Raw genomic sequence first — 22,478 nt, 5'->3', positions numbered from 1 at the left:
CTACAGGTACTGCCCGGTGCCGGGGTGGGTGGCGCCGCCACGCTGGGCGCCGGGAACCTGGATGCCGGGTGGCAGCGCGCCCTGACGCATCTGCTCCAGCTGGGCCCGCGCGGCCATCTGCTGTGCGAACAGTGCCGTCTGGATGCCGTGGAACAGCCCCTCCAGCCAACCGACCAGCTGAGCCTGGGCGATGCGCAGCTCGGCGTCGCTGGGCACGTTGTCATCGGTGAACGGGAGCGTGAGGCGCTCCAGCTCCTCGCGCAGTTCGGGCGCGAGACCGTCTTCGAGCTCCCGGATGCTGGTCTGGTGGATCTCCCGCAGGCGGTTGCGGCTCGCGTCGTCGAGCGGAGCGGCCCGCACCTCCTCGAGCAGCTGCTTGATCATGGTGCCGATGCGCATCACCTTCGCCGGCTGTTCGACGAGGTCGGTGAGCGACTTGCCCTCGCCCTCACCCTCGCCTTCTGTGTCGGCACCGCCCGCAGCACCGGTCAGGATCTCGATGTTGTCGTCATCCGGATTGATGGTCATGGCCTTCCCGTCACCTGTCGTTGTTCGGTTGGTCGTCTTCACGCCGGCGGTGGATCCGATCCGCGCCGTGATCCTCGCCGCTGTCGTGGATCTTCTCCCACGACGATCTTCTCCCTTGACCGTGAGGTATCTAGCGACACTAGCCCGTCGGGCATGACGAACCTCCCGGCCACCGGGGTGCTCGTCATCACGTGACCGAGGTGGAGCGCCTCCGGGCCACCGCGCAGGCCAGTGCGGCCGCGACGACCAGGGCGGCATTCCGGGGCGGCGTCAGGAAATCCGGGGAGACCCTCCACCGGGTGATCGGAAGCAAGATCAGCAAACGCCGTGGTGGCGACCTGCGACGGCACGGTGTGGGCGCCGAACGGCCCGATCTTGAACCCGACGACGCCGAACCTCAAGGCAGACGCCCACTGCCGTCGCCGCCGGTGTGCACTGCCCGCCGCCCCGGCGATGACCGCGGCGGATGGTCCGGCAACAGCAGACCCATTAGCACTCCGAACCCGCAGCGCACTGGACTAGTATGGCTGCCCAGGGCGACCCGTCCCGAGCGCGGCCTCGGCAGCCGAGACGCACGGTCGGGGGCTCTTTCACATCGTGCAGTTTGTGGTAGTTGCGGACGCTCTTAAGGTGGCTGGCATGGCATACGACGTCGCCCGGGTGCGTGGCTTGCACCCAACGCTGGGCGATGGGTGGGTGCATTTCGACGCCCAGAGCGGGATGTTGGTACCCGATGCGGTCGCCACCACGGTTTCCACCGCTTTCCGCGGGTCGATGCCAAGCGCACTCGGCCCCCACCCGTCCGCTCGCCGCAGCGCCGCCGTCCTCGCGGCGGCCCGCCAGGCGGTAGCCGATCTCGTCAACGCGGACCCGCGGGGCGTGGTCCTCGGCCCGGACCGGGCCCATCTGCTGACCTCGCTGGCCGAGGCGTCGTCGGCACGCGTCGGGCTGGGCTATGAGGTGGTGGTGACGCGTCTCGACGACGAGGCGAACATCGCGCCGTGGCTGCGCGCGGCGAATCGTTATGGCGCCAAGGTGAAGTGGGCCGAGGTCGACATCGAGACCGGTGAGCTGCCGTCGTGGCAGTGGGAAGGTCTCATCGACAAGCCGACCCGGCTGGTGGCCATCGCTTCGGCGTCGTCCACCCTGGGCACCGTCACCGACCTACGTGAGGTGACCAAGCTGACACACGAGGTCGGCGGTCTCGTCGTGGTCGACCACTCCGCAGCCGCGCCCTACCGGCTCATCGACGTCAACGAGATCGAGGCCGACGTCGTCGCGCTCAACGCCGTCGGCTGGGGTGGTCCGCCGATCGGCGCCCTGGTGTTCCGCGACCCGGCCCTGATCGACTCGTTCGGATCGGTGTCGTTGAACCCCTACGCCACCGGTCCGGCCCGCCTCGAACTCGGCGTGCACCAGTACGGGCTGCTGGCCGGAGTTGTCGCGAGCATCGAATACCTGTCCAACCTCGACGAGGCGGCATCCGGCACCAGGCGTGAACGCCTCGAGATCTCAATGCAATCCGCCGGTGTCTACCTGAGCCGGCTGTTCGACTATCTGCAGACCTCGCTGCGGTCGCTGCCGCTGGTGATGGTGATCGGCAGCCCGGAGACCTCCATCCCGGTGCTCAGCTTCGCGGTGCGCGACGTGCCGGCCGAGCGCGTTGTGCAGCGCCTGGCCGACAACGGCGTGCTCGCGATCGCCAACGCGAGCTCGCGCGTGCTCGACGTCATCGGTGTCAACGACATCGGCGGTGCGGTGACCATCGGCCTGTCGCACTACTCGACGACCGCCGAGGTCGACCAGCTGGTGCGGGCGCTGGCCTCCCTCGGCTAGTCACGCCTGCCCGGGGTGTCATTCGGAGACGCGCAGCAGGACCTTCCCGGTCACCTTCCCGGAGGCCAGCAGATCGTGGCCCTGCTGGGCGTTCTCGATGGGCAGCTCGGCACCGATGATGGGCTTCACGCGGCCGTCGGCGATCATCGGCCACACGTTCTCGCGCACGGCCCGCACGATCTCGCCCTTGCCTCCCGGCCCGTCGACCGGCCGCGGCCGCAGTGACGTCGCGATGACGCCGGCGCGCTTGCCCAGCAACTTGCCGATGTTGAGCTCGGCCTTGACGCCGCCCTGCATGCCGATGATGACGAGCCGGCCACCGGTCGCCAGCGCGTCGACATTTCGGTCCAGGTATGCCGCACCCATGATGTCGAGGATCACGTCGGCGCCGTCGGTCTCGCGGCGCAACCGCTCGACGAAGTCTTCCTCGCGGTAGTTGATCGTGATGTCGGCACCCAGGTCGCGGCAGATTCCGAGTTTTTCCTCGGAGCCCGCGGTGACCGCGACGCGCGCACCCATCGCCTTGGCCACCTGGATGGCGTGTGTGCCGATGCCGCTCGCGCCGCCGTGCACCAGAAGCAGATGGCCCGCCGTCAGCCCCGCCGTCATCACGACGTTCGACCACACCGTGCACGCCACCTCGGGCAGACCGGCCGCGTCACGCAGGCTCACTCCGTCGGGGACGGGGAGAACCTGCGGAGCGGGCACGGCGACGTATTCGGCGTAGCCGCCGCCCGCCAGCAGAGCGCACACGGGCTGCCCGACGGACCACCCGGACACGCCGTCGCCGAGCGCCTCGACGGTCCCGGAGACCTCCAGCCCGATGACCTCACTTGCCCCCGGCGGGGGCGGATATTTCCCGGCGGCTTGTAGCAAGTCGGCGCGATTGATCCCTGCGGTGTGGACCTTGATCAGAACTTCACCGTTTGCTGGCGCGATACTGGCTACGTTTTCCCAGTTCAGCCCGCCGTTCACGGAGGCGACAATTGCATGCATTTTTTCGACGGTACAACCCTTCGAGTTATCGCGCGCAGCAATACTTACGTCCCTTACGATTACGCGCATGGTGGGGATGATTGCCGGACGCACGGCAGGAGACATGCCGGGTCTGGATATCGCCGAGGAGAGGTCGTGGCAGAACTACCTCGACTCGGCTCTGAGGTTGTACGCGACGCTGAACCGGTCGCTTGTGGACCAGCATCATCTGACGCTGAACGATGTGCGTCTGCTGGACTATTTGGACAAGTCGCCGACAGGTTCGGCCAGGATGGGGGACCTCGCCGACCGGCTGATGTCCCTCCCGAGCCGGGTCACCCGGCAGATCCGGCGGTTGGAGGTACAGAACTTCGTGGTGCGCGGCGCCAGTCCGGAGGATGGACGTGGCGTGGTCGCCAAGATCACCGACGAGGGCCGCGCCGCGGTCCGCGAGGCGATGGTGACCTACGGCCAGGGCGTCCGCACGCACTTCCTGGGACGCCTGTCGCGTCCTCAGATCGCTGCGATGGGCGAGAACTGCCGGCGTATCAGCGCCGCGCTGAAGAACGGAGCCCCGCCCGCCAAGATCGGCCGGGTGTAGTCCCGTACTCTTATCGGCGGTGGCGTGGCAGAGCGGCCTAATGCACTCGCCTTGAAAGCGAGAGACGGCTAACACCGTCCGGGGGTTCAAATCCCTCCGCCACCGCTGATCAGTAGCATTTCGGCGTCGAACCAGGCGTCGGGCAGGTGCTGAAAGTGACACTTTTTGACCCAGCTCCCCGGGGATCAGTCCGGCGCTGTGTCGGCGTGTCGCCGCGTGACTGGTCCTTCGGATCCCACGGTGGGATAGACATATGGCACGGGACTTACTCCGCTGAGACCAACCCGTCTCGTCCCGCAGTTCCCTACGATCCGTTTCCGCGGCAGGTCGGATCGTCACAGAACAGGGATGAGCTCGTCGCTTCGAGTATCGGAGCGAGGAGGGAGAACTCGGTGATGTTGTCCTCACCTTCCGGTGACCCTCGCAAGATGCCGACGGCGGCGACTTCGTCGTTGCCGAATTTGACGTATGCAGGTGAGCCTGAATCCCCTGAGGCGGAATACAGTTCGGCTTCCACGGTGAGGTTGTCGTGCCCGATCACCTTGCCGCAGGTTTCGCCGCTGACAAATCCGAACTTGCACAAGGTCACGTTGTTGTTCAGAAGGTACTCGTAATCGAGCACCTTGGTCACCCGATACACCCCCGCGATCCGTGCATTGTCTTCTGCTGAGTCGGTCAGCGACGGGTCGATTTCGATCACCGCGAAGTCCGACCACCCGTCGGGTCCGGTCTTCACGACTTTGTCCGGCGTGTCGGCGGTCTGGACGGTGGTGAATCGGCCGAGTTCCACGGGGGTGTCTTCGTCAGCCTTGCGGGTGAAATGTGGCGAATCGTCGCCGGGGCGATCGCAGTGGCCGGCGGTGAAGCCGATCGGCGTGCCGGAACTGTCGCGTCCGAGGAACCCCAGCGTGCACTCGTACTCGTCGTTGTCGGAACCGTCGGCGGCAATCGCCGTGCCCGGCACGAAGTCGTCGAACGACAACCAGTCATTGTCGGTGCCGGTCATCACCTGTGTCATGTTCGGTTGGTCTGCTGGCACAGTGGGATTCGGCCAGAACACGAATGCGACGAATGCCACCGCGAGCACTGTTGCGAGGCCCAGGCTGGTGATGAGCAGACGACGCAGTATCCGTCGGCGCGGCTTGACCGGCGTCGGCGTCGGCGCCGGGACGCCGGGAGGCACGGGCGCATAGACTCCCCCGGTCACGGTTCGTCTACATTCGGCTCGTCGCCCGGGCCGTCTACCGATCCCGGATCGAAGGCGTCACCATCATCCGGCTGCTGTTCGGGTAACGCCGGCTGGTCTGGTGTCTGCGCATCGCGCGGAGAATTCTCGCCAGGATCGGTATCTGGCGCGGGAGTGATAGCAGGAGGATCGTCGTCGGGGGCTCCCGTGACTTCGTCCGACGCTGGGGTGTCGCCGTCTGGGTCTGCGGCGCCGTGGTTGGGGTTGGTGCAGATGGTGCCTTCGCAGACAACGTAGCTCGGGCTGCCGTCGGGGTTCTTGATGGCGTCGGGGGCGACGTAGCTGCCCATCGGGCAACCGGGATCCTCGTTGCGCGCGCAGTACTCCTGGGTGTGGTTATTGCCGGTGGACCCGTCAGCGCCCATCGGCCCGCCGTCGATCGGGTTGCCGTTGGCATCCCAGAAGCCGCCAGGATCCGCAGCCCCGTGGTTGGGGTTGGTGCAGATGGTGCCTTCGCAGACAACGTAGCTGGGGCTGCCGTCGGGGTTCTTGATGGCGTCGGGGGCGACGTAGCTGCCCATCGGGCAACCGGGATCCTCGTTGCGCGCGCAGTACTCCTGGGTGTGGTTATTGCCGGTGGACCCGTCAGCGCCCATCGGCCCGCCGTCGATCGGGTTGCCGCTGGCATCCCAGTAACCACCGGCGGTCGTGAGAAGGACGTGGGTGCCGTGATAGCTGCCCTTCGGGCACCTCGGGTCGCGATTCTGGGCGCAGTACTGCGCATTCGAGGCCGGATTCGAAACTGCTCCCGGTTTCGCCGACTTATCCGAACCGCCGGCTGTGGGTGAACTCGAGGACCCGGAACCGCATGCCGACATCAGCACCAACGCTGCGAGTCCGATGAGAACCGTTACGAGCCTCCGCACCAATTTTCCCTCCACATGCCATGCTCGGCGTGCTTCCACAACTCCGGTCGAGTTGGTCGTTGCTGCCGCAGCACTCCCTCTTCGCGTGGTGGTGTTGCCACGTGTATCTGCGCACAGACGGTACGCAGCGGGTTATCAGCCGGCTTTCGAAAAACTGACATGCGATTGCGAGATCCTGTGCGGACACCGTTTCGCTGTCGGCAGTTCAGCTAGTGTCGCGTGGTATGGGCGGTGAAAGTGACGGGCAGGCACCCACAGCTGAGAAACCAGTCGAAAGCAAGCACACCGACCAAACCCGCGTTTCCCTTCACAGCCGCGACATAACGGTCCTCAGTGTAGAATTCAGCTTCGTCACTCAGCGAATGGCAGAGTCGGTCGACTGGTCGTTCTCGCGGAAGCAGCACACCATTTTGGTCTGGCGCAGAGGGCGGGCGTCCTCGAAAGAATTTCAGTTCGAGGGTGGATCAGCGGGCCGCATGACACCCCGAGACGGCAACGTGTGGGTGATCCCCGCCGAGCTCTCGTCAGCAGCGTTGGTGCGCAACGCCGCGTTTGAATTCGCTCAGCTGACGCTGCCGGCCCCGTCGGTGGGAGGCGCGACCTTGCGTCCTGTTGCCGACCGTCAGGATCCCTTGTTGCACAACATGGTCGACAGGATCGCAGATCTGGCGGCGCGTGATGATGTTCTATCGCGCCTGCTTCGAGACTCGATAGCCGAAGGGCTGCGTCTGCACATCCGGGACCGCTACGGTGAAGCGCCGTCTCCGGACGGCAAGAGTGTGCAGATGCTCGACCAAGGTCAACAGCGACGACTCGTGGAGTTTCTGCACGACAGTCTTGACGAACGCATTGATCTGAGAACCGCCGCCAACATCGTCGGTATGAACGTCCGGGACTTTCGGCCGGCTTTTGCTCAGGCGTTTCACACCACGCTGTATCAGTTCGTTCTGGACCAACGGATCAAACGCGCGAAGGCTCTGCTGGCGAGCACAGCCTTGACGATGACCGAAATCAGCTTCACAGTAGGGTTTTCCAGTCCGAGCCATTTTGCAACAACATTCAAGCAACGCGTCGGTGTCACACCCAGCGCCTACCGCGCTCATCTCTGATCAGGTACTACAGCGCTCGCCACCGTGAGAATTCGGGCGTTGTGGCCCCTCGGGATCAAGTGGTCGCTCGGGGTCACTCCTCGTGGGTCGGCTGGTCGCTGTTGTGCAGGTACCACAGTCCGTCGTCGTGCTGGAGGCAGTACCAGTACTGGTAGAGGTTGTCCTCGCCCACGTTCTCCAGGTGCATGTCCGGACCGTCGGATATGCATGCGCCCTCGGTCGGCCAGCTCCACGGGATTCCCGTCGCACCGTCGTAGACGATGACGTCGTCGGCCGCAGCAACACCCGCGGTACCCAGCATCAGACCCGCGGCGGTCGCCAACCCCACCATCAGTGTTCTCATCGTCGTCCCTGCCTTCCCGACAGCCGAACTCGCCTTTGGACGAATGACCAGAGGTGTACGGCGCACCATATCCGCAAGATTCACAGCGAGCTTTCAGAAAATGTCGAGCCTTTCGAGAAACGAATGCGGCAACCCGGCGTCCAGTCCCGCTTAGCCTCCTGCCCCGAACGGCACCTGCCTGCCTTCACCTCACGGACATGTCACCGCTGCGGCTGCAGAACCCGCAGCTCAACTCGGTATCCGAAACCCGCCAGATCACGCTTCTGGGGTGCCTCCCGCACTCACTGCGGCAGGACTCGCGCGGCGACGTAGTCGGCGGCCTGTTGGACCATGCCGTTGGTCGCGTACAGGTTGTGGCTGGCCCCGTCGCTGCCGGTGGGCGAGCACACGGGGTCCGTCTCGATGCACAGGTCGACGGTCTTGTCGGTGTACAGGTGCCCGATGTTGATGGGCGGCGCCGTGGACTGCACGGTGTTGATGAACCCGTTGGAGGGTTTCCCGAACAGCGTCACCGCGGTGACGTGCTTGGCCACGTCGTCGGGCATGGGCCCCGTGATCCCGTCGGGCAGTACGAAATTCGCGGGCACGGAGTCGGCCGTCAGGTAGGCGGCCACCGCGGCGCCCTGCGAGAAACCGCCGATGACGGTCTTGGTCGACGGGCACGTCGCCGCGGTCTGCTCGACCTTGCGGCTGGCGTCGACGATTCCGTCCGCTGCGCGCTGGAAGTCAAGCGACGCAGGGTAATTCACCGCGTACACGTCCACGCTCTTGTCGCCCAGCCTGCCGCGCAGCGCATCGACGAACGCTTGCCCGACGAACCCCACACCCGGCGGCTCGAACGTGCCGCGCGCGAACACCACCTCGACATCCGGGCACGGTGGCGCCGCGCCCTCGATCGGCGGTTCGGCGTTGGCGGTGCCCGCCGTACCGGGGACCAGGCCCGCGGTCAACAGCGCCGCGGACACCGCGGGAATGAAACGTGAAAGCGTGCTCTTGAACACCGACCCGACCCCCAAAGCTCGACAGCGAATCCGTGGCGCCATTGCCGCATGCGGGAATTGCCGCGATCGCCGAAAACCAAACCTGCGGAGCCGAAATCGTCGGGACGCGACGGCGCGGCAAAGTCGGCAGCTTTGCCGGCGGAGGCCGTCGCAGGCCGTTTTCGACAGGCTCTGCGGGCCAGCGGGTTTCGCTGAGGGGGTGCTACTCGCCGGTGAACTCGGGCCTGCGCTTTTCGAACATCGCCGTCACCGCCTCGGCGAGGTCCTTCGACGGCAGGAACGCCGAGTTCCAGGCCGCGACGAACCGCAGGCTCTCGGCCACCTGCGCGGTGCGCTGCGCGTCGAGCACGTCCTTGACGCCTGCGACCGTCAGCGGCGGGTTGGCGGCGATCTCGGCGGCCGTGGCGTGCGCGGCGGCCAGCGAGGCCTCGGCGTCGTCGTAGACGTCGTTGACCAGACCGATCTTCTCGGCCCGTGCGGCGTCGATGTCCTTGCCGGTGAGCGCCAATTCGCGCAGATGTCCGTCGCTGAGGATCAGCGGCAGACGCGCGAGGCTGCCCACGTCGGCGACGATCGCGAGCTTGACCTCACGCACCGAGAACTTGGCGTCGGCGCTCGCGTAACGGATGTCCACGGCGCTGATGAGGTCCACGCCGCCGCCGATGCACCAGCCGTGCACCGATGCGATGGTGGGCGTGCGGCAGTCGGCGACCGCGGTGATGGCGCCCTGCATCTTCTGCAGGCGCTTGTGGAAGTCGGAGCGTGACTTCGCGCCCGCGTCCAGGGCGGGCAGCGAGGCGCCCATGGCGGGCAGGTCCAGGCCGTAGCTGAAGTTCTTGCCGGAGCCGGTCAGCACGATGGCGCGTACGTCGGGATCGTCGTCGAGGGTGCCGAACACGTCGGGCATCTCTTCCCAGAACGCGGGCCCCATCGCGTTGCCCTTGCCGGGCCCGATCAGGGTCACCTGTGCGACATGGTCTTTGACCTCGACGGTCACCGACTCGTACGTGTCAGCCATGGTCAGATCCGCTCCAGGTAGAAGTACAGATGCCGCGGCGTTCCCGAGCTGAGATCGAGCGCACCCTTGCCGTTCATGATGCCGATGACGGCGTTGTCGTCGACGACCTTGAAGTGATCGTGCACGGGACGCCCGTCGTAGACCATCGACGCGGTCACCTCGCCGCGGAACTCCTCGAGCCACAGGCTGGCCTCGCCGCCCATGGCCTCGGTGTTGGAGAACTTGTTGCCGTCGGCGTCCAGGCACACCAGTGGCTTGGCCTCCGACGCCGAGACGAAGGTCTTGCCGAACCAGTTGAGCTTCTTCATGAAACCGTTGGCCTTGTGGCCGGTGTAGAACTCGCCGCCCTTCCACTCACCGAGCATGAAGTCGATGCCGGCGGGGCGTAGCAGTGCCCAGAAGGCGTCGAGTTCGGCGTCAGGGATCTCGCCGTCGCGGTTCTTGAATGCTTCGAACGTGCCCCGTGCGTCGGTCAAGCGCTGTCTCCTGTTCGAGGCCCGGCCCCGCCCGGCGCGATCCAGCGCTGTGCGAAGTCCAGGAATGCGTCGTTCTCGTGCGGTGCACCGATGGTGACACGCACGCCGTCCTCACCGTACGGCCGGACGATGATGCGGTTGTCGGCGGCCCTGGCGACGAAGTCCAGCGTGCGCTCGGCCAACGGCAACCACACGAAGTTCGCCTGCGACGGCGGCAGCGTGTAGCCGGCGGCGCGCAGTGCGTCGCTCACGCGGGTGCGTTCGGCGACCACGGCGTCGGTGCGGGCCAGCAGTTCGTCGGCGGCGTCCAGGCACGCGATGGCCGCGGCCTGCGACACGCTGGTCGCGCTGAACGGCACGTAGACCTTGCCCAACGCCGTGACGATCTCCGGGTCGGCCACGGCGTACCCGACGCGCAGGCCCGCGAGCCCGTAGGCCTTCGAGAACGTCCGCAGCACCACGACATTGCGGTGCTCGCGCACCAGGCCCAGGCTGTCGGGCAGCAGGCCGTCGCGGATGTACTCGACGTAGGCCTCGTCGAGTACGACGAGGATGTGCGGCGGTACCGCGGCCACGAACCGCGCCAGCTCGCCGGGGTCGACGACGGTGCTGGTGGGGTTGTTCGGGTTGCAGACGAAGATCAGACGCGTGCGGTCGGTGATGGCCGCGAGCATGGCATCGAGATCGTGAGTGTGATCACGCAGGGCGACCGCCACGGGCGTGGCGCCCGCGGTGCGGACCTGCAGCGGATAGATCTCGAAACTGCGCCACGCGAACAGCACTTCGTCGCCGACGGAAGATGTGATTTGTATCAACTGCTGGCACAGACTCACCGATCCGCAGCCCACAGAGATGTTCTCGGGCGCGAAATTCACGTGCTTGGCAAGGCGTTCCCGCAGGTCAAGATACCCGTTGTCGGGGTAGCGGTTGATCAGATCGGTGGCCTTGAGGATCGCCTCGCGGACACTGGGAAGTGGTCCGTGGACGGTTTCGTTGCTCGCGATCTTGATTGCGCCCGGAACTGTTTTGCCTGGTGCGTACGCGGGAAGGTCGGCCATTTCGGCGCGCAATCGGATGCTCACTTGGTCAGGATAGGGGAGAGTGTGTACTCTTCTCCCTCGGCGGTCACGGGCACCAAAACGGAGTCCGGTACCCTCACAGAAGTTCAGGAGGCGTGCCAGAGCGGCCGAATGGGACTCACTGCTAATGAGTTGTCCCCCTTACCGGGGACCGGAGGTTCAAATCCTCTCGCCTCCGCCAGGGTTGATTCGTCAACCGTGTATAACTGAATAGCCAAGCGCCCGTAGCTCAACGGATAGAGCATCTGACTACGGATCAGAAGGTTAGGGGTTCGAATCCCTTCGGGCGCACACGAGAGTCGGGGCGCGGTCATCACAGACCGCGCCCCGATTCGTCTTTGCACCGCGTCCGGTGCGCCTTGGATCAGTGGGTGACGCCCAGGCAGTAGGTGCGGGCCGGGGCCGGGTAGTCGTAGGCGCTGGTGTCCGGCGGGCACTGTGACGGGTCGGCGGCGTCGAACCGCTGCACCACCCGGTAGGCCGTGGCGTCGTCGGTGGCGCAGTCGGTCTGCTCGAGGAGGTCGCTTCCCGGCTGCGGGTGGTAGCAGTGGCCGACGGTGAGGTTCTCCACGAGGCAGAGCCGGCCGACGGTGTTCTTGTCGGTCTCGGCGTGGCCGACGGTCCACGTGTAACCGATGTAGTTGTCGTTGCCGCACACCTGATCGGTTTCGATGACCGCGCCCACGGTGTAGCTGGGATCGGTGGTGCAGGAACTGCGCTGGATGTTCGGACCGGTCTTGCCGGCGCCGGGGCTGATGGTGACGCAGTCACCCACCGAGAAGCTGCTGATCTCGTGCCGGGCGTCGGCAACGGCGCGTTGTTCCTCGCGTTTCTCGGCGAGGCCGACCTTCGCCAGGATGATCAGCGCGGTGCCGATCACCACGAAGGAGATGCGGGCGCTCTTCCTGCGCCACCAGCGCTGCGTCGGTGCCGTTTCGGTCATGTTGATACCCCCTGTGCTGCCTCATTTATTTGCTGAGGATTGACGAGCAGGGATGTTAGCGCCAACTGGCAAGCAAGTGCATCTCGGGTCGAGTTGACGGATGTCAAGTCAACGGATTTGCGAAACGCGTCAATAATCCCTTGTGGAATCAAGTATTTGGTTTGCTCGACCGTACGAAATCTCCCGGTATGCTGTCACGCAGCAAACTTCAATCCACTTCAATGGGTATGAAGTGAAAGTAGCTGCTTTGGGGGTGGGGTAGTGCAGAGTGAGATACCGGATGCCTTCGCGGCGGGGCTGTTCCTCCCCGCGCGGCAGGCCATTCCGTTCGACGAGGTGCTCGTCGAGTACGCGAACAGTGAGTCGTTGCAGCCGTACCTCGCTCCGTCCACGGACGACGGCGACGTACACGTTCACGTGGACGAGGATCGGCATCTCCTCGACAACGAGGCCCGGCGTCTCGACGACGAACGGCTCGCGCGTGACATCGCCCGGTTCCACGCGGCGCGCCGCGAGGCGTCGATGCTGGCGATGATCAACATCGCCCTGCCGCTGGGCCAGAGCATCGAGCTGAGCGACGGGCAGGACTACCTGCTGCACGTCGCCCGCGACGAGCGCGGACGGCTCGGTACGCCCGACGTGCGCGACCTGTCGCGAGCCGCAGCGGCGATGCGTCAACTCGTGTGCGCCAAACTGGATGCGCTGATCGTCGATTCGGTGACCGTCGCGGCCGACGGCGACACCCTCGTGTACCCCGACGGCACCGAGGCGGCCGTGCTGGGCCGGCTGTGCCCGGTCTGCTGGTACGCCACCCGCGCGGCCCTGGCTCAGCGGGCGATCGACACCGCCGAGAGTCCGGTGCTCGGGCAGGATCTCGTCGATCCGACCTCGGTGGCCGTGCTCTACACGTTGGGGCTGATCGAGTTCTGAGGGTTCAGTCGGCGATGAGGGTGGCCGCGATGTCACACGCGAGTTCGCGCAGCACCTCGTCGGTGACATGCCTGCGCGCGGTCTGGCGGTCCAGGCGCAGCACACTCACGAGCAGGTCGACGTGTCCGGTCACCTGGACGCGCGCCAGTTCGACGGGGACGTGCAGGCCGTGATCGTCGGTGAGGTACCGCAGCAGCACCGTCACGCGATCGTTCATCCACGGCGAGCGTCCCGGTAGCGCGGTGGTGCGCCGCAGGCCGGTGTAGCGGCGCCTGCGTGCATCGTCGGACGGTGCGTGGTGGGCCTGACGAGGCAGGTTCGCCGACTGGGCCCGCGCGCGGACTACGCGGACGTCGCCATGCGGTGAATCGCACCCGGTGAATGCCGCCGTGCGCATGACCTTGGCTGTCGCCATGGCGTGCTTGTGACCCATTGACCCGTACCTGCCCCCGACGAATTCTCTTTGCCGGTCGACTTTACGCGACGGTCAAAAGATTCGTGGTCAGGACGGTTTCATCAGAGCTTTCACCAGAGCACCGCGATACCCGCTGCGAGCAACGGGAGCACACCGGCCGCGACGAACAACGGCATCACAGGTTGCCCGGTCCGGCGCTGGCGGGCACGGCCGATACCGAGAACCGCGCCGAGGGCCACGAGGATGACGAGCTTGATGCCGATCTTCGGGTAGTTGAGTTCGATGCCCGCGGGCCAGGGTGCGGCCAGGGCCAGTCCGGTCAGCAGTGACAGCAGGATTCCGTAATCCATCACGCGGGTGATCTCGAAGCGCCGCGCCGCGGCCTCGGCCACCCAGGCGCCGACCATCACGGCGAATCCGATCAGATGCAGATAGACAACTACGTGCCGTAGTAGTTCCATGCGCGGAGTCTATGCTCTGCAAACGTCAGCGCGCCACGCTCAGCTAGGGGGGAGCGGGACGCGCCAACTTGTGTCCAGAGTAGGCCTGTGTACGGCGTTTATCCAGGTGCCGTCCGGCGGGCCGCCGGGCGGTCCTGTCGGTCTCCACTACTGTTGGTTTCGTGCGGTTGCTGCTCATCGCCGATACCCATGTACCCAAGCGAGCGCGGGACCTGCCGAAACCGGTGTGGGACCAGGTGGATCGCGCCGACGTGGTCATCCACGCGGGAGACTGGGTCGAACCCGCTCTGCTCGAGTTGCTGAGCGCACGCGCGCAGCAACTCGTCGGCTGCTGGGGCAACAACGACGGCCCCGAATTGCGCAGGCGCCTGCCCGAGCGTGCCGACGTCATGCTGGGCGGCCTGCGCTTCACTGTCGTGCACGAGACCGGCGCGGCGACCGGCCGCGAGGCCAGGATGGCCAAGCTATATCCGGACACCGACGTGCTGGTGTTCGGCCACAGCCACATCCCCTGGGACACCACCGCGAAAACCGGTCTGCGCCTGCTGAATCCGGGATCGCCGACCGATCGTCGACGTCAGCCCTACTGCACCTATATGACCGCGACGGCCGACAACGGGGCACTGACCGACGTCGTGCTGCACGCGATCGAGCGCTAGGCCGTGTCGGCCGCGCAGATCAGGTCGATGTGTTTTTCTGCCCAGAGGCCCAGTGGGTTGAGCGCGTCGAGCAGTTCGACACCCGCCGGCGTCATCGAGTACTCCACACGCGGCGGCACCTCGTGGTAGCTCTCGCGGTGCACCACGCCATGGCGCTGCAGTTCTTTGAGGTGCTGCGTGAGCATCTTCTGCGAGATCCCGTCGAGGCTGCGGTGCAGTGCGTTGAACCGCTTGGGCCCGTCCTGTAACTCCCACAGGATCAACGGTTTCCATTTGCCGTCCACGACAGCCATCGCGGCGTCGAGTCCGCAGGTGTACCTGCCCAATGAAGTCACTGGTCACCCCCAATGGTTTCGTTTTGGTAAGTATCGCACTTTTAAGTGGGTACTTGTCGCACGGTGCGTGTCGTCCAACGATGGTCACATGCCATCGACACAGCACGTAACGTTCCTCGGCGTCGGCGAAATGGGTTCGGCGCTCGCGCATTCCGCGCTGGCCGCGGGTCACCGCGTGACGGTGTGGAACCGCACTCCGTCGAAGACCGCGCCGCTCGTCGAGGCGGGTGCGCGCGCCGTCGCCGACGTGGCCGACGCCCTGGACGATGCAGACGGCCCGATCGTGGTCTGCCTGTTCGACCAGGCCTCGGTGCACGACGTCCTGGACCCCGTGGCCCACCGGCTTGCCGGGCGACGCGTGGTCAACCTGACCACGACGTCACCCGAGGGCGTGCGTGAACTGGGACGCTGGGCCACCGGACACGGCGCCGAACACCTCGACGGCGGGATCCTCGCGACGCCCGACATGATCGGCACCCCCGGATCGCGCATCCTCTACAGCGGTTCACCGGGATTGTTCGAGGATGTTCATCCGCTGCTCGAAACCTGGGGCACACCAGAGTATCTCGGTGACGACGCCGGCATCGCGTCGCTGTACGACCTGGCACTGCTCGCGGGCATGTACGCCATGTTCGCCGGGTTCTTCCACGGCGCCGCGATGGTCGCCGCGCAGGGCGTGTCGGCCAAGGACTTCGCCTTCCGCGCCGCCGACTGGCTCACTGCCATGGCACCGGCGGTCACCGGGTACGCCGAGATCATCGACGGCGGCGACTACTCGGTGCCCGGCCAGCAGAGCCTGGAATTCTCCGACATCAGCGACATCGTCGAAGCGTCGCGCGCCCAGGGCATCAGCACCGAACTCGTAGACGTCGTCCAGCGGTTCATCCATCGCCAGATCGACGCCGGTCACGGCAGCGACGGTTTCCCCAGGATCATCGAGAGCATCAGGAGCGCAGCATGACAACCACACCGACCGTGACGGTTTTGGGCCTCGGCCCGATGGGGCAGGCGCTTTCGCGCGCGCTGCTCGACGCGGGACACACCGTGACGGTGTGGAACCGCACCGAGAGCAAGGCGCAGGCCCTGCGGGACCGGGGCGCGCTGTCGGCGCCGACGCCCGCGGCCGCGATCGCCGCGAGCGACCTCGCACTGGTCAACGTCGTCGACCACGATGCGGTGGACGCGATCCTCACCGCGGCAGGCGACGCGCCGGCCGGCCGGACCGTCATCGGGCTCAGTTCCGACACCCCCGACCGGGCCCGGCGCACCGCCAAGCTGGTCGGCAATGTCGGGGGCCGTTACCTCGACGGCGCGATCATGACCCCCATCGACACCATCGGAACTCGCGGCGCCAGCATCCTGTTCGCGGGTCCGCAGGCACTGTTCGACGAGCACCGCGGTGTGCTCGACACGCTGGGTCAACTCACGTGGGTGGGGGAAGACCACGGCCGCGCCGCGGCGTTCGACATGGCGCTGCTGGACCTGTTCTGGACCTCGGTCGGCGGCTTCGGCCACGCGCTGATGGTGGCCCGCGCCAACGGGATAGAACCGTCGGAGCTGATGCCGCACGCGCACGGCATCGTCGGCATCCTCTCACCGATCTTCACCGAGGTCGCCCAGCGCGTCGAGGACGACCGGCACTCGGACGCCAGCGCATCGGTGTCATCGGTCGCGTCGTCGGTACGGCACCTGATCGCGGCCTCGCGTGAGGCGGGGGTCGACGCCGGACTGCTCGAAGCCTTCCGGGGCTATGTCGACGCGACCGTGGCGGCCGGGCACGGCGACGACGAAATCAGCCGAATCGCGTCAGAAATGACCACTTTGACGCGGGGGTGAATATCCTGCCGCAATGGAGTCGAACCCACCGAGTGCCGTCGTCGAAGCCGCGCACCGCGAACACCTCACCACCCTCCCGTTCGGCGACCGCCGAGATTTCGACGACGCCGACCGTGGCTTCATCGCCGCGCTCGAACCGTGCGTGATCACCGCCGACGACGGGCGGTTGGTGTGGGACAACGATTCATACCGGTTCCTCGACAGCGAGCAGGCCCCGGCCAGTGTGCACCCCAGCCTGTGGCGGCAGAGCCGGCTTTGCGCCAAACAGGGGCTCTACGAGGTCGTCGATGGCATCTACCAGGTGCGCGGACTCGACCTGTCCAACATCACGTTCGTCGAGGGCGACAGCGGCGTCATCGTCATCGACCCACTGATCTCGACCGAGACCGCGGCCGCCGCGCTGGCGTTGTACCGCGCGCACCGCGGTGACCGCCGCGTCACCGCGGTGATCTACACCCACAGCCACGTCGACCATTTCGGCGGTGTGCTCGGTGTGACAACCCAGGCCGACGTGGACGCGGGCAGGGTCGTGGTGATCGCCCCCGAGCACTTCACCACGCACGCGGTGCAGGAGAACGTGTATGCGGGAACGGCGATGGCGCGGCGCGCGGCCTACATGTACGGCGCCGCGCTGGCCCGCGGGCCCCTGGGGCAGGTGGGTTGCGGTCTGGGGCAGGTGCCGTCGACGGGGGAGGTGGCGCTGATCGTGCCGACCCTCGACATCCGCGAAACCGGGGAGATCCACTCGATCGACGGTGTCGACATCGAGTTCCAGATGGCGCCCGGCACCGAGGCGCCTGCGGAGATGCACTTCTATTTCCCGAAATTCCGGGCGTTGTGCATGGCGGAGAACGCGACCCACAATCTGCACAATCTCCTGACCCTGCGTGGCGCGCTGGTGCGCGACCCGCACGGCTGGGCGGGATATCTCACCGAGGCCATCGACAGTTTCGCCGACCGCACCGACGTGGTGTTCGCATCCCACCACTGGCCCACGTGGGGACGCGACAACATCGTCGAATACCTTTCGCTGCAACGAGATCTGTACGCCTACCTGCACGACCAGACGTTGCGTCTGATCAACCAGGGGCACACCGGGATCGAGATCGCCGAGCAGTTCGAGCTCCCGCCCGCGTTACAGGCCGCGTGGCACACGCACGGCTACTACGGATCGGTCAGCCACAACGTCAAAGCGGTCTACCAGCGCTACATGGGCTGGTTCGACGGCAACCCCGGCCGGTTGTGGCAGCATCCGCCCGAGGCGCTCGGCCCGCGCTACGTCGACGCGATGGGCGGCATCGACCGTGTCGTAGAGCTGGCGCGGCGCGCCTTCGACAGTGGTGACTACCGCTGGGCGGCAACGCTGTTGGACCATGCGGTGTTCACCGATGAGCACCATCGCGGCGCACGCGCGCTGTACGCCGAGGTGCTCGAACAGCTCGCCTACGGCGCCGAGAACGCGGTCTGGCGCAACTTCTTCCTCGGCGGCGCCACCGAGTTGCGTGACGGCAAGTTCGGCACCCCGACCGCGCCGTCCTCGCCCACACTGCTCGCCCAGCTGACACCCGAGCAGATCTTCGACGCGGTCGCCATCAACGTGAACGGGCCGCGCGCATGGGATCTCGACCTCGCCATCGACGTCACGTTCGCCGACACCGGCGATACCTACCGGCTGACGCTGCGCAACGGGGTACTGGTGCACCGCAGAACCGAGCCGGATCCGTCGAGTGCGCACGCCAGCGTGACCGTCGCCGACAGGATGCGGCTGCTGACCTTCTTCATCGGCGACACCGCGATGCCCGGACTTCAGGTCACCGGTGCCCCTGACGTGCTGCAGTCGTTCCTGCGCGTGCTCGACCGGCCCGACCCGAACTTCAGCATCGTCACGCCCTAGGGCAGGCCGCCGTCGGCACGCACGATCGAGCCTGTGGTGAAACTCGAGGCGTCCGACATCAGGAACAGCGCCGCACCGACGATCTCGCGCGGATCACCGGCGCGCCGCAGCGCCAGGTGCGAGAACGGGTCGCCGGACATGTTCCACGCCCTGCTCACGTCGGTGAGGAACGGCCCGGCCATCAACGTGTTGACCCGCACCGTGGGGCCGTACGCCTTGGCGAGCCCCTCGGTGAGCACGTTGAGCCCGGCTTTGGCCGCGGCATACGGCAGCATGTACTGGTCGGGCCGCAACGACCCCGACGAACTGACGTTGATGATCCGGCCGCCACCGTCGGCGACCATGCGCTCACCGATCAGCGCCGAGAGCCGGAACGGTCCTTTCAGGTTGAGGTTGAACACCGCGTCGTAGAGCTTCTCGGTGACCGCGCTCAACGACTCGTACAGCGGCGACATGCCCGCGTTGTTCACCAGCACGTCGACCTTGCCGAACCGTTCGTACGCGGCGTCGACGAGCCCGTCGAGTTCGTCCCAGTGGCCCACGTGCACCGAGTACGGGAACGCCGTTCGCCCTGTCTCCGATGCGATCTCCTCGGCGGTGACCACGCACGAATCGAGGTTGCGGCTCGCGATGATCACGTCGGCACCGCAGCGGGCGGCACCGAACGCCATCTCCCGCCCCAGGCCGCGGCTGCCGCCGGTGATCAGCACGACGCGGTCGGTGAGGTCGAAAAGCTGGTCGGCGTAACCCATTACAGCTCCTGTCCCTGGTATGCCTGACTGGCACGGCTGACTCGTTGGACGAAGACTGCCATATGGTGACACGGTGCAACTGCTTTTGATCCGACACGCTCTGCCGCTGCGCAGCGAACCCGGCCAGGGTTCCGATCCCGTGCTGTCGGAGATCGGCCTGCAACAGGCCGTTCGCCTGCCCGACGCGCTCAAGCGATTCCCGGTCACGCGGGTCGTGAGCAGTCCGCAACGGCGCGCCGTGCAGACCGGTGAACCGCTCGCCGGAGCGCTGGGGCTGCCCGTGGAGATCGACGAGCGGCTCGCCGAGTACGACCGCGACATGTCGCACTACGTGCCGATCGAACAGATCGCGCAGGAGAACCCCGCCGAACTCGCCCGGCTGGCCGGCGGTCACCTGCCCAGCGGCGTCGACGAGGAGGAGTTCGCGGGCCGGATCGGCGCCGCGTTCGACGACCTGGTGGCTGCGGGCAACCACGAGGACACCGTGGCGGTGTTCAGCCACGGCGGCGTGATCAACGTGGCGTTGCACGGGATCCTCAAGACCGAGCGGTTGCTGTCGTTCCACATCGACTACGCCTCGGTCACCCGTGTGCTGGCCTCGAGGTCGGGGCGGCTGTCGGTGGCCTCGGTCAACAGCACCGAACACGTATGGGATCTCCTGCCGCGAAACGCGCGGTGGTAAACAGTTTCCGTGACTTCGCTGGAAGGCCTTGACCTCGACGCCCTCGACCGCCACCTCCGTGCCGAGGGAATCGCCCGAGCGGGCGACCTGCGCGCCGAACTGATCGCCGGCGGCCGGTCGAACCTGACGTTCCTGGTGTTCGACGACGCCTCGAAGTGGGTTTTGCGGCGCCCGCCGCTGCACGGCCTCACCCCGTCGGCGCACGACATGGCGCGTGAGTACCGCGTCGTCGCGGCCCTGGCAGGCACCCCGGTGCCGGTCGCGCGCGCGGTCACGATGCGCAACGACGACTCCGTCCTGGGCGCGCCCTTCCAGATGGTCGACCACGTCGACGGCCGCGTCGTGCGCACCGCCGCCGAGCTGGCCGCCCTCGGCGATCAGACCGTGATCGACAACTGCATCGACGCGCTTATCAAGGCATTGAGCGACCTGCACGCAGTGGACCCGTACGCCGTCGGCCTCGGCGATTTCGGCAAGCCCGACGGTTACCTGGAGCGCCAGGTGCGCCGCTGGGGCTCGCAGTGGGAGCACGTACGCCTTCCCGACGACGCGCGCGACGACGACGTGCGCCGCCTGCACGCCGCGCTCGCCGACGCGGTCCCGCCGCAGAGCGGGACGTCGATCGTGCACGGCGACTACCGCATCGACAACACGGTCCTCGACGCCGAGGACGCGACCGTGGTGCGCGCCGTGCTGGACTGGGAGATGTCCACGCTGGGCGATCCGCTCAGCGACGCCGCGCTGATGTGCGTGTACCGCAACCCGATGTTCGGGCACATCCACACCGACGCGGCCTGGTCGTCGGATCTCGTGCCGCCGGCCGACGAACTGGCCGACCGGTACTCCAAGGTGTCGGGTCGCGACCTCGCGCACTGGGACTTCTACATGGCGCTGGCCTATTTCAAGCTGGCCATCATCGCCGCGGGTATCGACTACCGCAGGCGCGAAGGTGCCGACGGACCCGAGCAGGTCGGCGAGGCCGTCGCCCCGATGATCGCCGCGGGGCTTGCCGCGCTGGGCTGAGCGTCACCGGGTCTGCGCCCGCGCGCTCAGTCGCGCATCGCGGCCTTGAGGTTCTTCTTGGCGGCGCGGCGTAGCTGGAAGATGCGGGCGGTGCCTGCCGCGACCGTGAGCAGGCCGCCGGCCACGGCGGCCCCGAGGATCGCCACCCCGAGCGGTAGCGACCAGTGCCAGCCGAGGAACGCGAACTCGGCCGACGTGGTGTTCTGGGCGATGAAGATCAGCAGCACGATCAGCACCAGAAAACCCATGATGAGCGCGGTCCACAGGGCGCCCGCGCGCGTGAGCTTGGGCTCGGCGGCCAGCTCCTTGGGTTTGCCAGGCGCCGGTGGCGGTGGCGGCATACCGTGCGTCGGCTCCGGCTGATCGGGCGATGCGGGGAGATCGCTGGTCATGTAGCCATCTTTGCTCGATATGTCCACAAAGCAAACCACCGGGCGACAAACCGAGGCGGCATGTCGGGTCTGCGGTTAGGGTCGACGCAAGCTGTCCGTCAAGCTGCCCTCGTCGGAAGGACGTTCAATGCAGCACCGACCCCTGACAGTCCTTCTGTTCGTGCTGGCCCTGTTCGCGCCGCTGGCGACCGGTTGTGGCAGTTCGAATCCCCTGGGCGGCGGCGAGATCTCGGGTGACCTCAAGACCATCAGGGTCGGCTCGGCCGATTTCCCTGAGTCGAAGATCATCGCCGAGATCTACGCCCAGGCGCTGGAGGCCAACGGCTTTGACATCGGCAGGCAGTTCGGTATCGGCAGTCGCGAGACGTACATCCCGGCTGTGCAGGACCATTCGATCGACCTGATCCCCGAGTACACCGGAAACCTGCTGCAGTACTTCGAGCCGGAGACACCCGCGACCACGCCGGACGCGGTGCTGCTCGGCCTGTTCAAGGCGCTGCCGGGTGACCTGTCGATCTTGTATCCCTCACCCGCCGAGGACAAGGACACCCTCGCGGTCACCGAAGAGACCGCGCAGCGGTGGAACCTGAAGTCCATCGAGGATCTCGCGCAGCACTCTGCCGAGGTGAAAGTCGGCGGGCCGTCGGAGTTCCAGACCAGGCAGACCGGGCTGGTGGGGCTGAAGTCCAAGTACGGTCTGGACATCGCCCCGGCCAACTTCGTCGCGATCAGCGACGGCGGCGGGCCCGCCACGGTGCAGGCACTCAACAGCGGAGCGATCACGGCCGCCAACATCTTCAGCACGTCCCCGGCAATCGAGCAGCACCACCTCGTGGTGCTCGAGGACCCCAAGAACGTGTTCCTCGCGGCCAACGTCGTTCCGCTGGTGGCCTCGCAGAAGATGTCGAACGAACTCAAGACCGTGCTCGACGCGGTGAGCGCCAAGCTGACCACCGAGGCGCTGATCGAAATGAACACCGCGGTCGAGGGCAACGCCGGCGTGGATCCCGACGAGGCCGCGGCCAAGTGGGTGGCCGACAACGGGTTCGACAAACCGATCACCGGATGAGCGGGGGCA

General features: G+C 66.5%; 25 protein-coding genes, 3 tRNA genes and 1 pseudogene. 14 read left to right on the top strand and 15 right to left on the bottom strand.

What is annotated here, in order from left to right; genetic code table 11:
• Nucleotides 1-528, bottom strand: a complete 528-nt coding sequence (locus tag AT701_RS31180; protein ID WP_011731234.1) for a bacterial proteasome activator family protein — start codon at nucleotides 526-528, stop codon at nucleotides 1-3.
• Between the two features lie 639 nt (nucleotides 529-1,167).
• On the opposite strand from AT701_RS31180, the gene AT701_RS31175 reads away from it, so the two are divergent.
• Complete coding sequence (locus tag AT701_RS31175) at nucleotides 1,168-2,364, top strand: cysteine desulfurase-like protein (RefSeq protein WP_011731233.1); 1,197 nt, start codon at nucleotides 1,168-1,170, stop codon at nucleotides 2,362-2,364.
• Nucleotides 2,365-2,382: 18 nt separating this feature from the next.
• On the opposite strand, the gene AT701_RS31170 is transcribed toward AT701_RS31175, so the two are convergent.
• Entirely contained in the window at nucleotides 2,383-3,360 is a 978-nt protein-coding gene (locus tag AT701_RS31170) for an NAD(P)H-quinone oxidoreductase (RefSeq protein ID WP_011731232.1), read from the bottom strand.
• Between the two features lie 67 nt (nucleotides 3,361-3,427).
• Between AT701_RS31170 and AT701_RS31165 the strand changes: the two genes are divergently transcribed.
• Together AT701_RS31165 and AT701_RS31160 are read left to right on the top strand one after the other, a co-directional pair.
• Nucleotides 3,428-3,940: a MarR family winged helix-turn-helix transcriptional regulator gene (locus AT701_RS31165; RefSeq protein WP_003897770.1), complete on the top strand. Its 513-nt coding sequence runs from the start codon at nucleotides 3,428-3,430 to the stop codon at nucleotides 3,938-3,940.
• A gap of 18 nt (nucleotides 3,941-3,958) precedes the next feature.
• Nucleotides 3,959-4,045, top strand: a tRNA-Ser gene (locus tag AT701_RS31160).
• A 199-nt stretch (nucleotides 4,046-4,244) separates the two neighbouring features.
• On the opposite strand, the gene AT701_RS31155 is transcribed toward AT701_RS31160, so the two are convergent.
• Together AT701_RS31155 and AT701_RS36145 are read right to left on the bottom strand one after the other, a co-directional pair.
• A complete protein-coding gene (locus tag AT701_RS31155) occupies nucleotides 4,245-4,946 on the bottom strand; it encodes a chymotrypsin family serine protease (protein ID WP_223495877.1) in 702 nt (233 codons plus the stop codon).
• Between the two features lie 488 nt (nucleotides 4,947-5,434).
• Nucleotides 5,435-6,004: pseudogene (locus tag AT701_RS36145) on the bottom strand (mesocentin); the annotation flags it as partial.
• A 272-nt stretch (nucleotides 6,005-6,276) separates the two neighbouring features.
• Here AT701_RS36145 and AT701_RS31145 point away from each other — a divergent pair.
• Entirely contained in the window at nucleotides 6,277-7,161 is an 885-nt protein-coding gene (locus AT701_RS31145) for a helix-turn-helix transcriptional regulator (protein WP_162139571.1), read from the top strand.
• A gap of 73 nt (nucleotides 7,162-7,234) precedes the next feature.
• Here the strand turns inward: AT701_RS31145 and AT701_RS31140 are convergent, their stop codons facing one another.
• The 5 genes from AT701_RS31140 to hisC form a co-directional block, all read right to left on the bottom strand.
• The gene (locus AT701_RS31140; RefSeq protein ID WP_058127225.1) at nucleotides 7,235-7,504 is read right to left on the bottom strand and encodes a hypothetical protein; all 270 of its coding nucleotides are present in this window, start codon (nucleotides 7,502-7,504) and stop codon (nucleotides 7,235-7,237) included.
• A 281-nt stretch (nucleotides 7,505-7,785) separates the two neighbouring features.
• Nucleotides 7,786-8,547: a cutinase family protein gene (locus AT701_RS31135; protein ID WP_162139570.1), complete on the bottom strand. Its 762-nt coding sequence runs from the start codon at nucleotides 8,545-8,547 to the stop codon at nucleotides 7,786-7,788.
• A gap of 160 nt (nucleotides 8,548-8,707) precedes the next feature.
• The gene (locus tag AT701_RS31130) at nucleotides 8,708-9,523 is read right to left on the bottom strand and encodes a crotonase/enoyl-CoA hydratase family protein (RefSeq protein WP_058127224.1); all 816 of its coding nucleotides are present in this window, start codon (nucleotides 9,521-9,523) and stop codon (nucleotides 8,708-8,710) included.
• A 2-nt stretch (nucleotides 9,524-9,525) separates the two neighbouring features.
• The gene (locus AT701_RS31125; RefSeq protein ID WP_003897767.1) at nucleotides 9,526-9,999 is read right to left on the bottom strand and encodes a DUF4334 domain-containing protein; all 474 of its coding nucleotides are present in this window, start codon (nucleotides 9,997-9,999) and stop codon (nucleotides 9,526-9,528) included.
• Nucleotides 9,996-11,081, bottom strand: a complete 1,086-nt coding sequence (gene hisC / locus AT701_RS31120) for a histidinol-phosphate transaminase (protein WP_011731224.1) — start codon at nucleotides 11,079-11,081, stop codon at nucleotides 9,996-9,998. Before hisC ends, AT701_RS31125 begins: the two co-directional genes overlap by 4 nt.
• An 86-nt stretch (nucleotides 11,082-11,167) precedes the next feature.
• Here hisC and AT701_RS31115 point away from each other — a divergent pair.
• Together AT701_RS31115 and AT701_RS31110 are read left to right on the top strand one after the other, a co-directional pair.
• Nucleotides 11,168-11,259: transfer RNA gene (locus tag AT701_RS31115), tRNA-Ser, on the top strand.
• A 37-nt stretch (nucleotides 11,260-11,296) separates the two neighbouring features.
• A tRNA-Arg gene (locus AT701_RS31110) sits at nucleotides 11,297-11,369 on the top strand.
• 73 nt (nucleotides 11,370-11,442) lie between these two features.
• On the opposite strand, the gene AT701_RS31105 is transcribed toward AT701_RS31110, so the two are convergent.
• Nucleotides 11,443-12,021, bottom strand: a complete 579-nt coding sequence (locus tag AT701_RS31105; protein ID WP_011731223.1) for an LppU/SCO3897 family protein — start codon at nucleotides 12,019-12,021, stop codon at nucleotides 11,443-11,445.
• Nucleotides 12,022-12,282: 261 nt separating this feature from the next.
• Between AT701_RS31105 and AT701_RS35415 the strand changes: the two genes are divergently transcribed.
• Nucleotides 12,283-12,951 carry a hypothetical protein gene (locus AT701_RS35415; RefSeq protein ID WP_029104332.1) on the top strand — a complete coding sequence of 223 codons (669 nt, stop codon included), beginning with the start codon at nucleotides 12,283-12,285 and terminating at the stop codon, nucleotides 12,949-12,951.
• A gap of 4 nt (nucleotides 12,952-12,955) precedes the next feature.
• Here the strand turns inward: AT701_RS35415 and AT701_RS31095 are convergent, their stop codons facing one another.
• On the bottom strand, nucleotides 12,956-13,384 hold the full coding sequence (locus AT701_RS31095) for a hypothetical protein (protein ID WP_011731221.1): 429 nt from the start codon (nucleotides 13,382-13,384) through the stop codon (nucleotides 12,956-12,958).
• A 92-nt stretch (nucleotides 13,385-13,476) separates the two neighbouring features.
• Entirely contained in the window at nucleotides 13,477-13,827 is a 351-nt protein-coding gene (locus AT701_RS31090) for a hypothetical protein (protein WP_003897762.1), read from the bottom strand.
• Between the two features lie 161 nt (nucleotides 13,828-13,988).
• Between AT701_RS31090 and AT701_RS31085 the strand changes: the two genes are divergently transcribed.
• Nucleotides 13,989-14,486, top strand: a complete 498-nt coding sequence (locus tag AT701_RS31085; RefSeq protein WP_003897761.1) for a metallophosphoesterase family protein — start codon at nucleotides 13,989-13,991, stop codon at nucleotides 14,484-14,486.
• Here AT701_RS31085 and AT701_RS31080 read toward each other — a convergent pair.
• Nucleotides 14,483-14,821, bottom strand: a complete 339-nt coding sequence (locus AT701_RS31080) for a winged helix-turn-helix transcriptional regulator (RefSeq protein WP_014878621.1) — start codon at nucleotides 14,819-14,821, stop codon at nucleotides 14,483-14,485. The genes AT701_RS31085 and AT701_RS31080 overlap by 4 nt on opposite strands.
• A gap of 88 nt (nucleotides 14,822-14,909) precedes the next feature.
• On the opposite strand from AT701_RS31080, the gene AT701_RS31075 reads away from it, so the two are divergent.
• Genes AT701_RS31075 through AT701_RS31065 form a run of 3 tightly spaced genes read left to right on the top strand, consistent with a single transcriptional unit; the run spans nucleotide 14,910 to nucleotide 18,551 of the window.
• The gene (locus AT701_RS31075) at nucleotides 14,910-15,782 is read left to right on the top strand and encodes an NAD(P)-dependent oxidoreductase (RefSeq protein WP_058127223.1); all 873 of its coding nucleotides are present in this window, start codon (nucleotides 14,910-14,912) and stop codon (nucleotides 15,780-15,782) included.
• Complete coding sequence (locus AT701_RS31070; protein WP_011731218.1) at nucleotides 15,779-16,657, top strand: NAD(P)-dependent oxidoreductase; 879 nt, start codon at nucleotides 15,779-15,781, stop codon at nucleotides 16,655-16,657. Before AT701_RS31075 ends, AT701_RS31070 begins: the two co-directional genes overlap by 4 nt.
• A gap of 13 nt (nucleotides 16,658-16,670) precedes the next feature.
• Nucleotides 16,671-18,551 (top strand): alkyl/aryl-sulfatase, encoded by a 1,881-nt coding sequence (locus AT701_RS31065; RefSeq protein WP_011731217.1) that lies wholly within the window; start codon nucleotides 16,671-16,673, stop codon nucleotides 18,549-18,551.
• Here the strand turns inward: AT701_RS31065 and AT701_RS31060 are convergent.
• Nucleotides 18,548-19,303, bottom strand: a complete 756-nt coding sequence (locus AT701_RS31060) for an SDR family NAD(P)-dependent oxidoreductase (RefSeq protein ID WP_011731216.1) — start codon at nucleotides 19,301-19,303, stop codon at nucleotides 18,548-18,550. The genes AT701_RS31065 and AT701_RS31060 overlap by 4 nt on opposite strands.
• Nucleotides 19,304-19,376: 73 nt before the next feature.
• Here AT701_RS31060 and AT701_RS31055 point away from each other — a divergent pair, with 73 nt between their 5' ends.
• Nucleotides 19,377-19,985, top strand: a complete 609-nt coding sequence (locus tag AT701_RS31055) for a histidine phosphatase family protein (protein ID WP_011731215.1) — start codon at nucleotides 19,377-19,379, stop codon at nucleotides 19,983-19,985.
• A gap of 9 nt (nucleotides 19,986-19,994) precedes the next feature.
• Nucleotides 19,995-21,008, top strand: a complete 1,014-nt coding sequence (locus tag AT701_RS31050; RefSeq protein ID WP_011731214.1) for a phosphotransferase family protein — start codon at nucleotides 19,995-19,997, stop codon at nucleotides 21,006-21,008.
• 26 nt (nucleotides 21,009-21,034) lie between these two features.
• Here AT701_RS31050 and AT701_RS31045 read toward each other — a convergent pair whose 3' ends face one another.
• Entirely contained in the window at nucleotides 21,035-21,400 is a 366-nt protein-coding gene (locus AT701_RS31045) for a LapA family protein (protein WP_003897753.1), read from the bottom strand.
• A gap of 127 nt (nucleotides 21,401-21,527) precedes the next feature.
• Between AT701_RS31045 and AT701_RS31040 the strand changes: the two genes are divergently transcribed.
• Nucleotides 21,528-22,469 (top strand): ABC transporter substrate-binding protein, encoded by a 942-nt coding sequence (locus tag AT701_RS31040; protein WP_058127222.1) that lies wholly within the window; start codon nucleotides 21,528-21,530, stop codon nucleotides 22,467-22,469.
• Nucleotides 22,470-22,478 lie beyond the last annotated feature (9 nt).

Origin of the sequence: Mycolicibacterium smegmatis, assembly GCF_001457595.1 — a bacterium.
GTDB classification, from domain to species: domain Bacteria; phylum Actinomycetota; class Actinomycetes; order Mycobacteriales; family Mycobacteriaceae; genus Mycobacterium; species Mycobacterium smegmatis.
The sequence above is the reverse complement of the archived record's forward strand: the minus strand, read 5'-3'. Positions and strand labels throughout refer to the sequence as shown.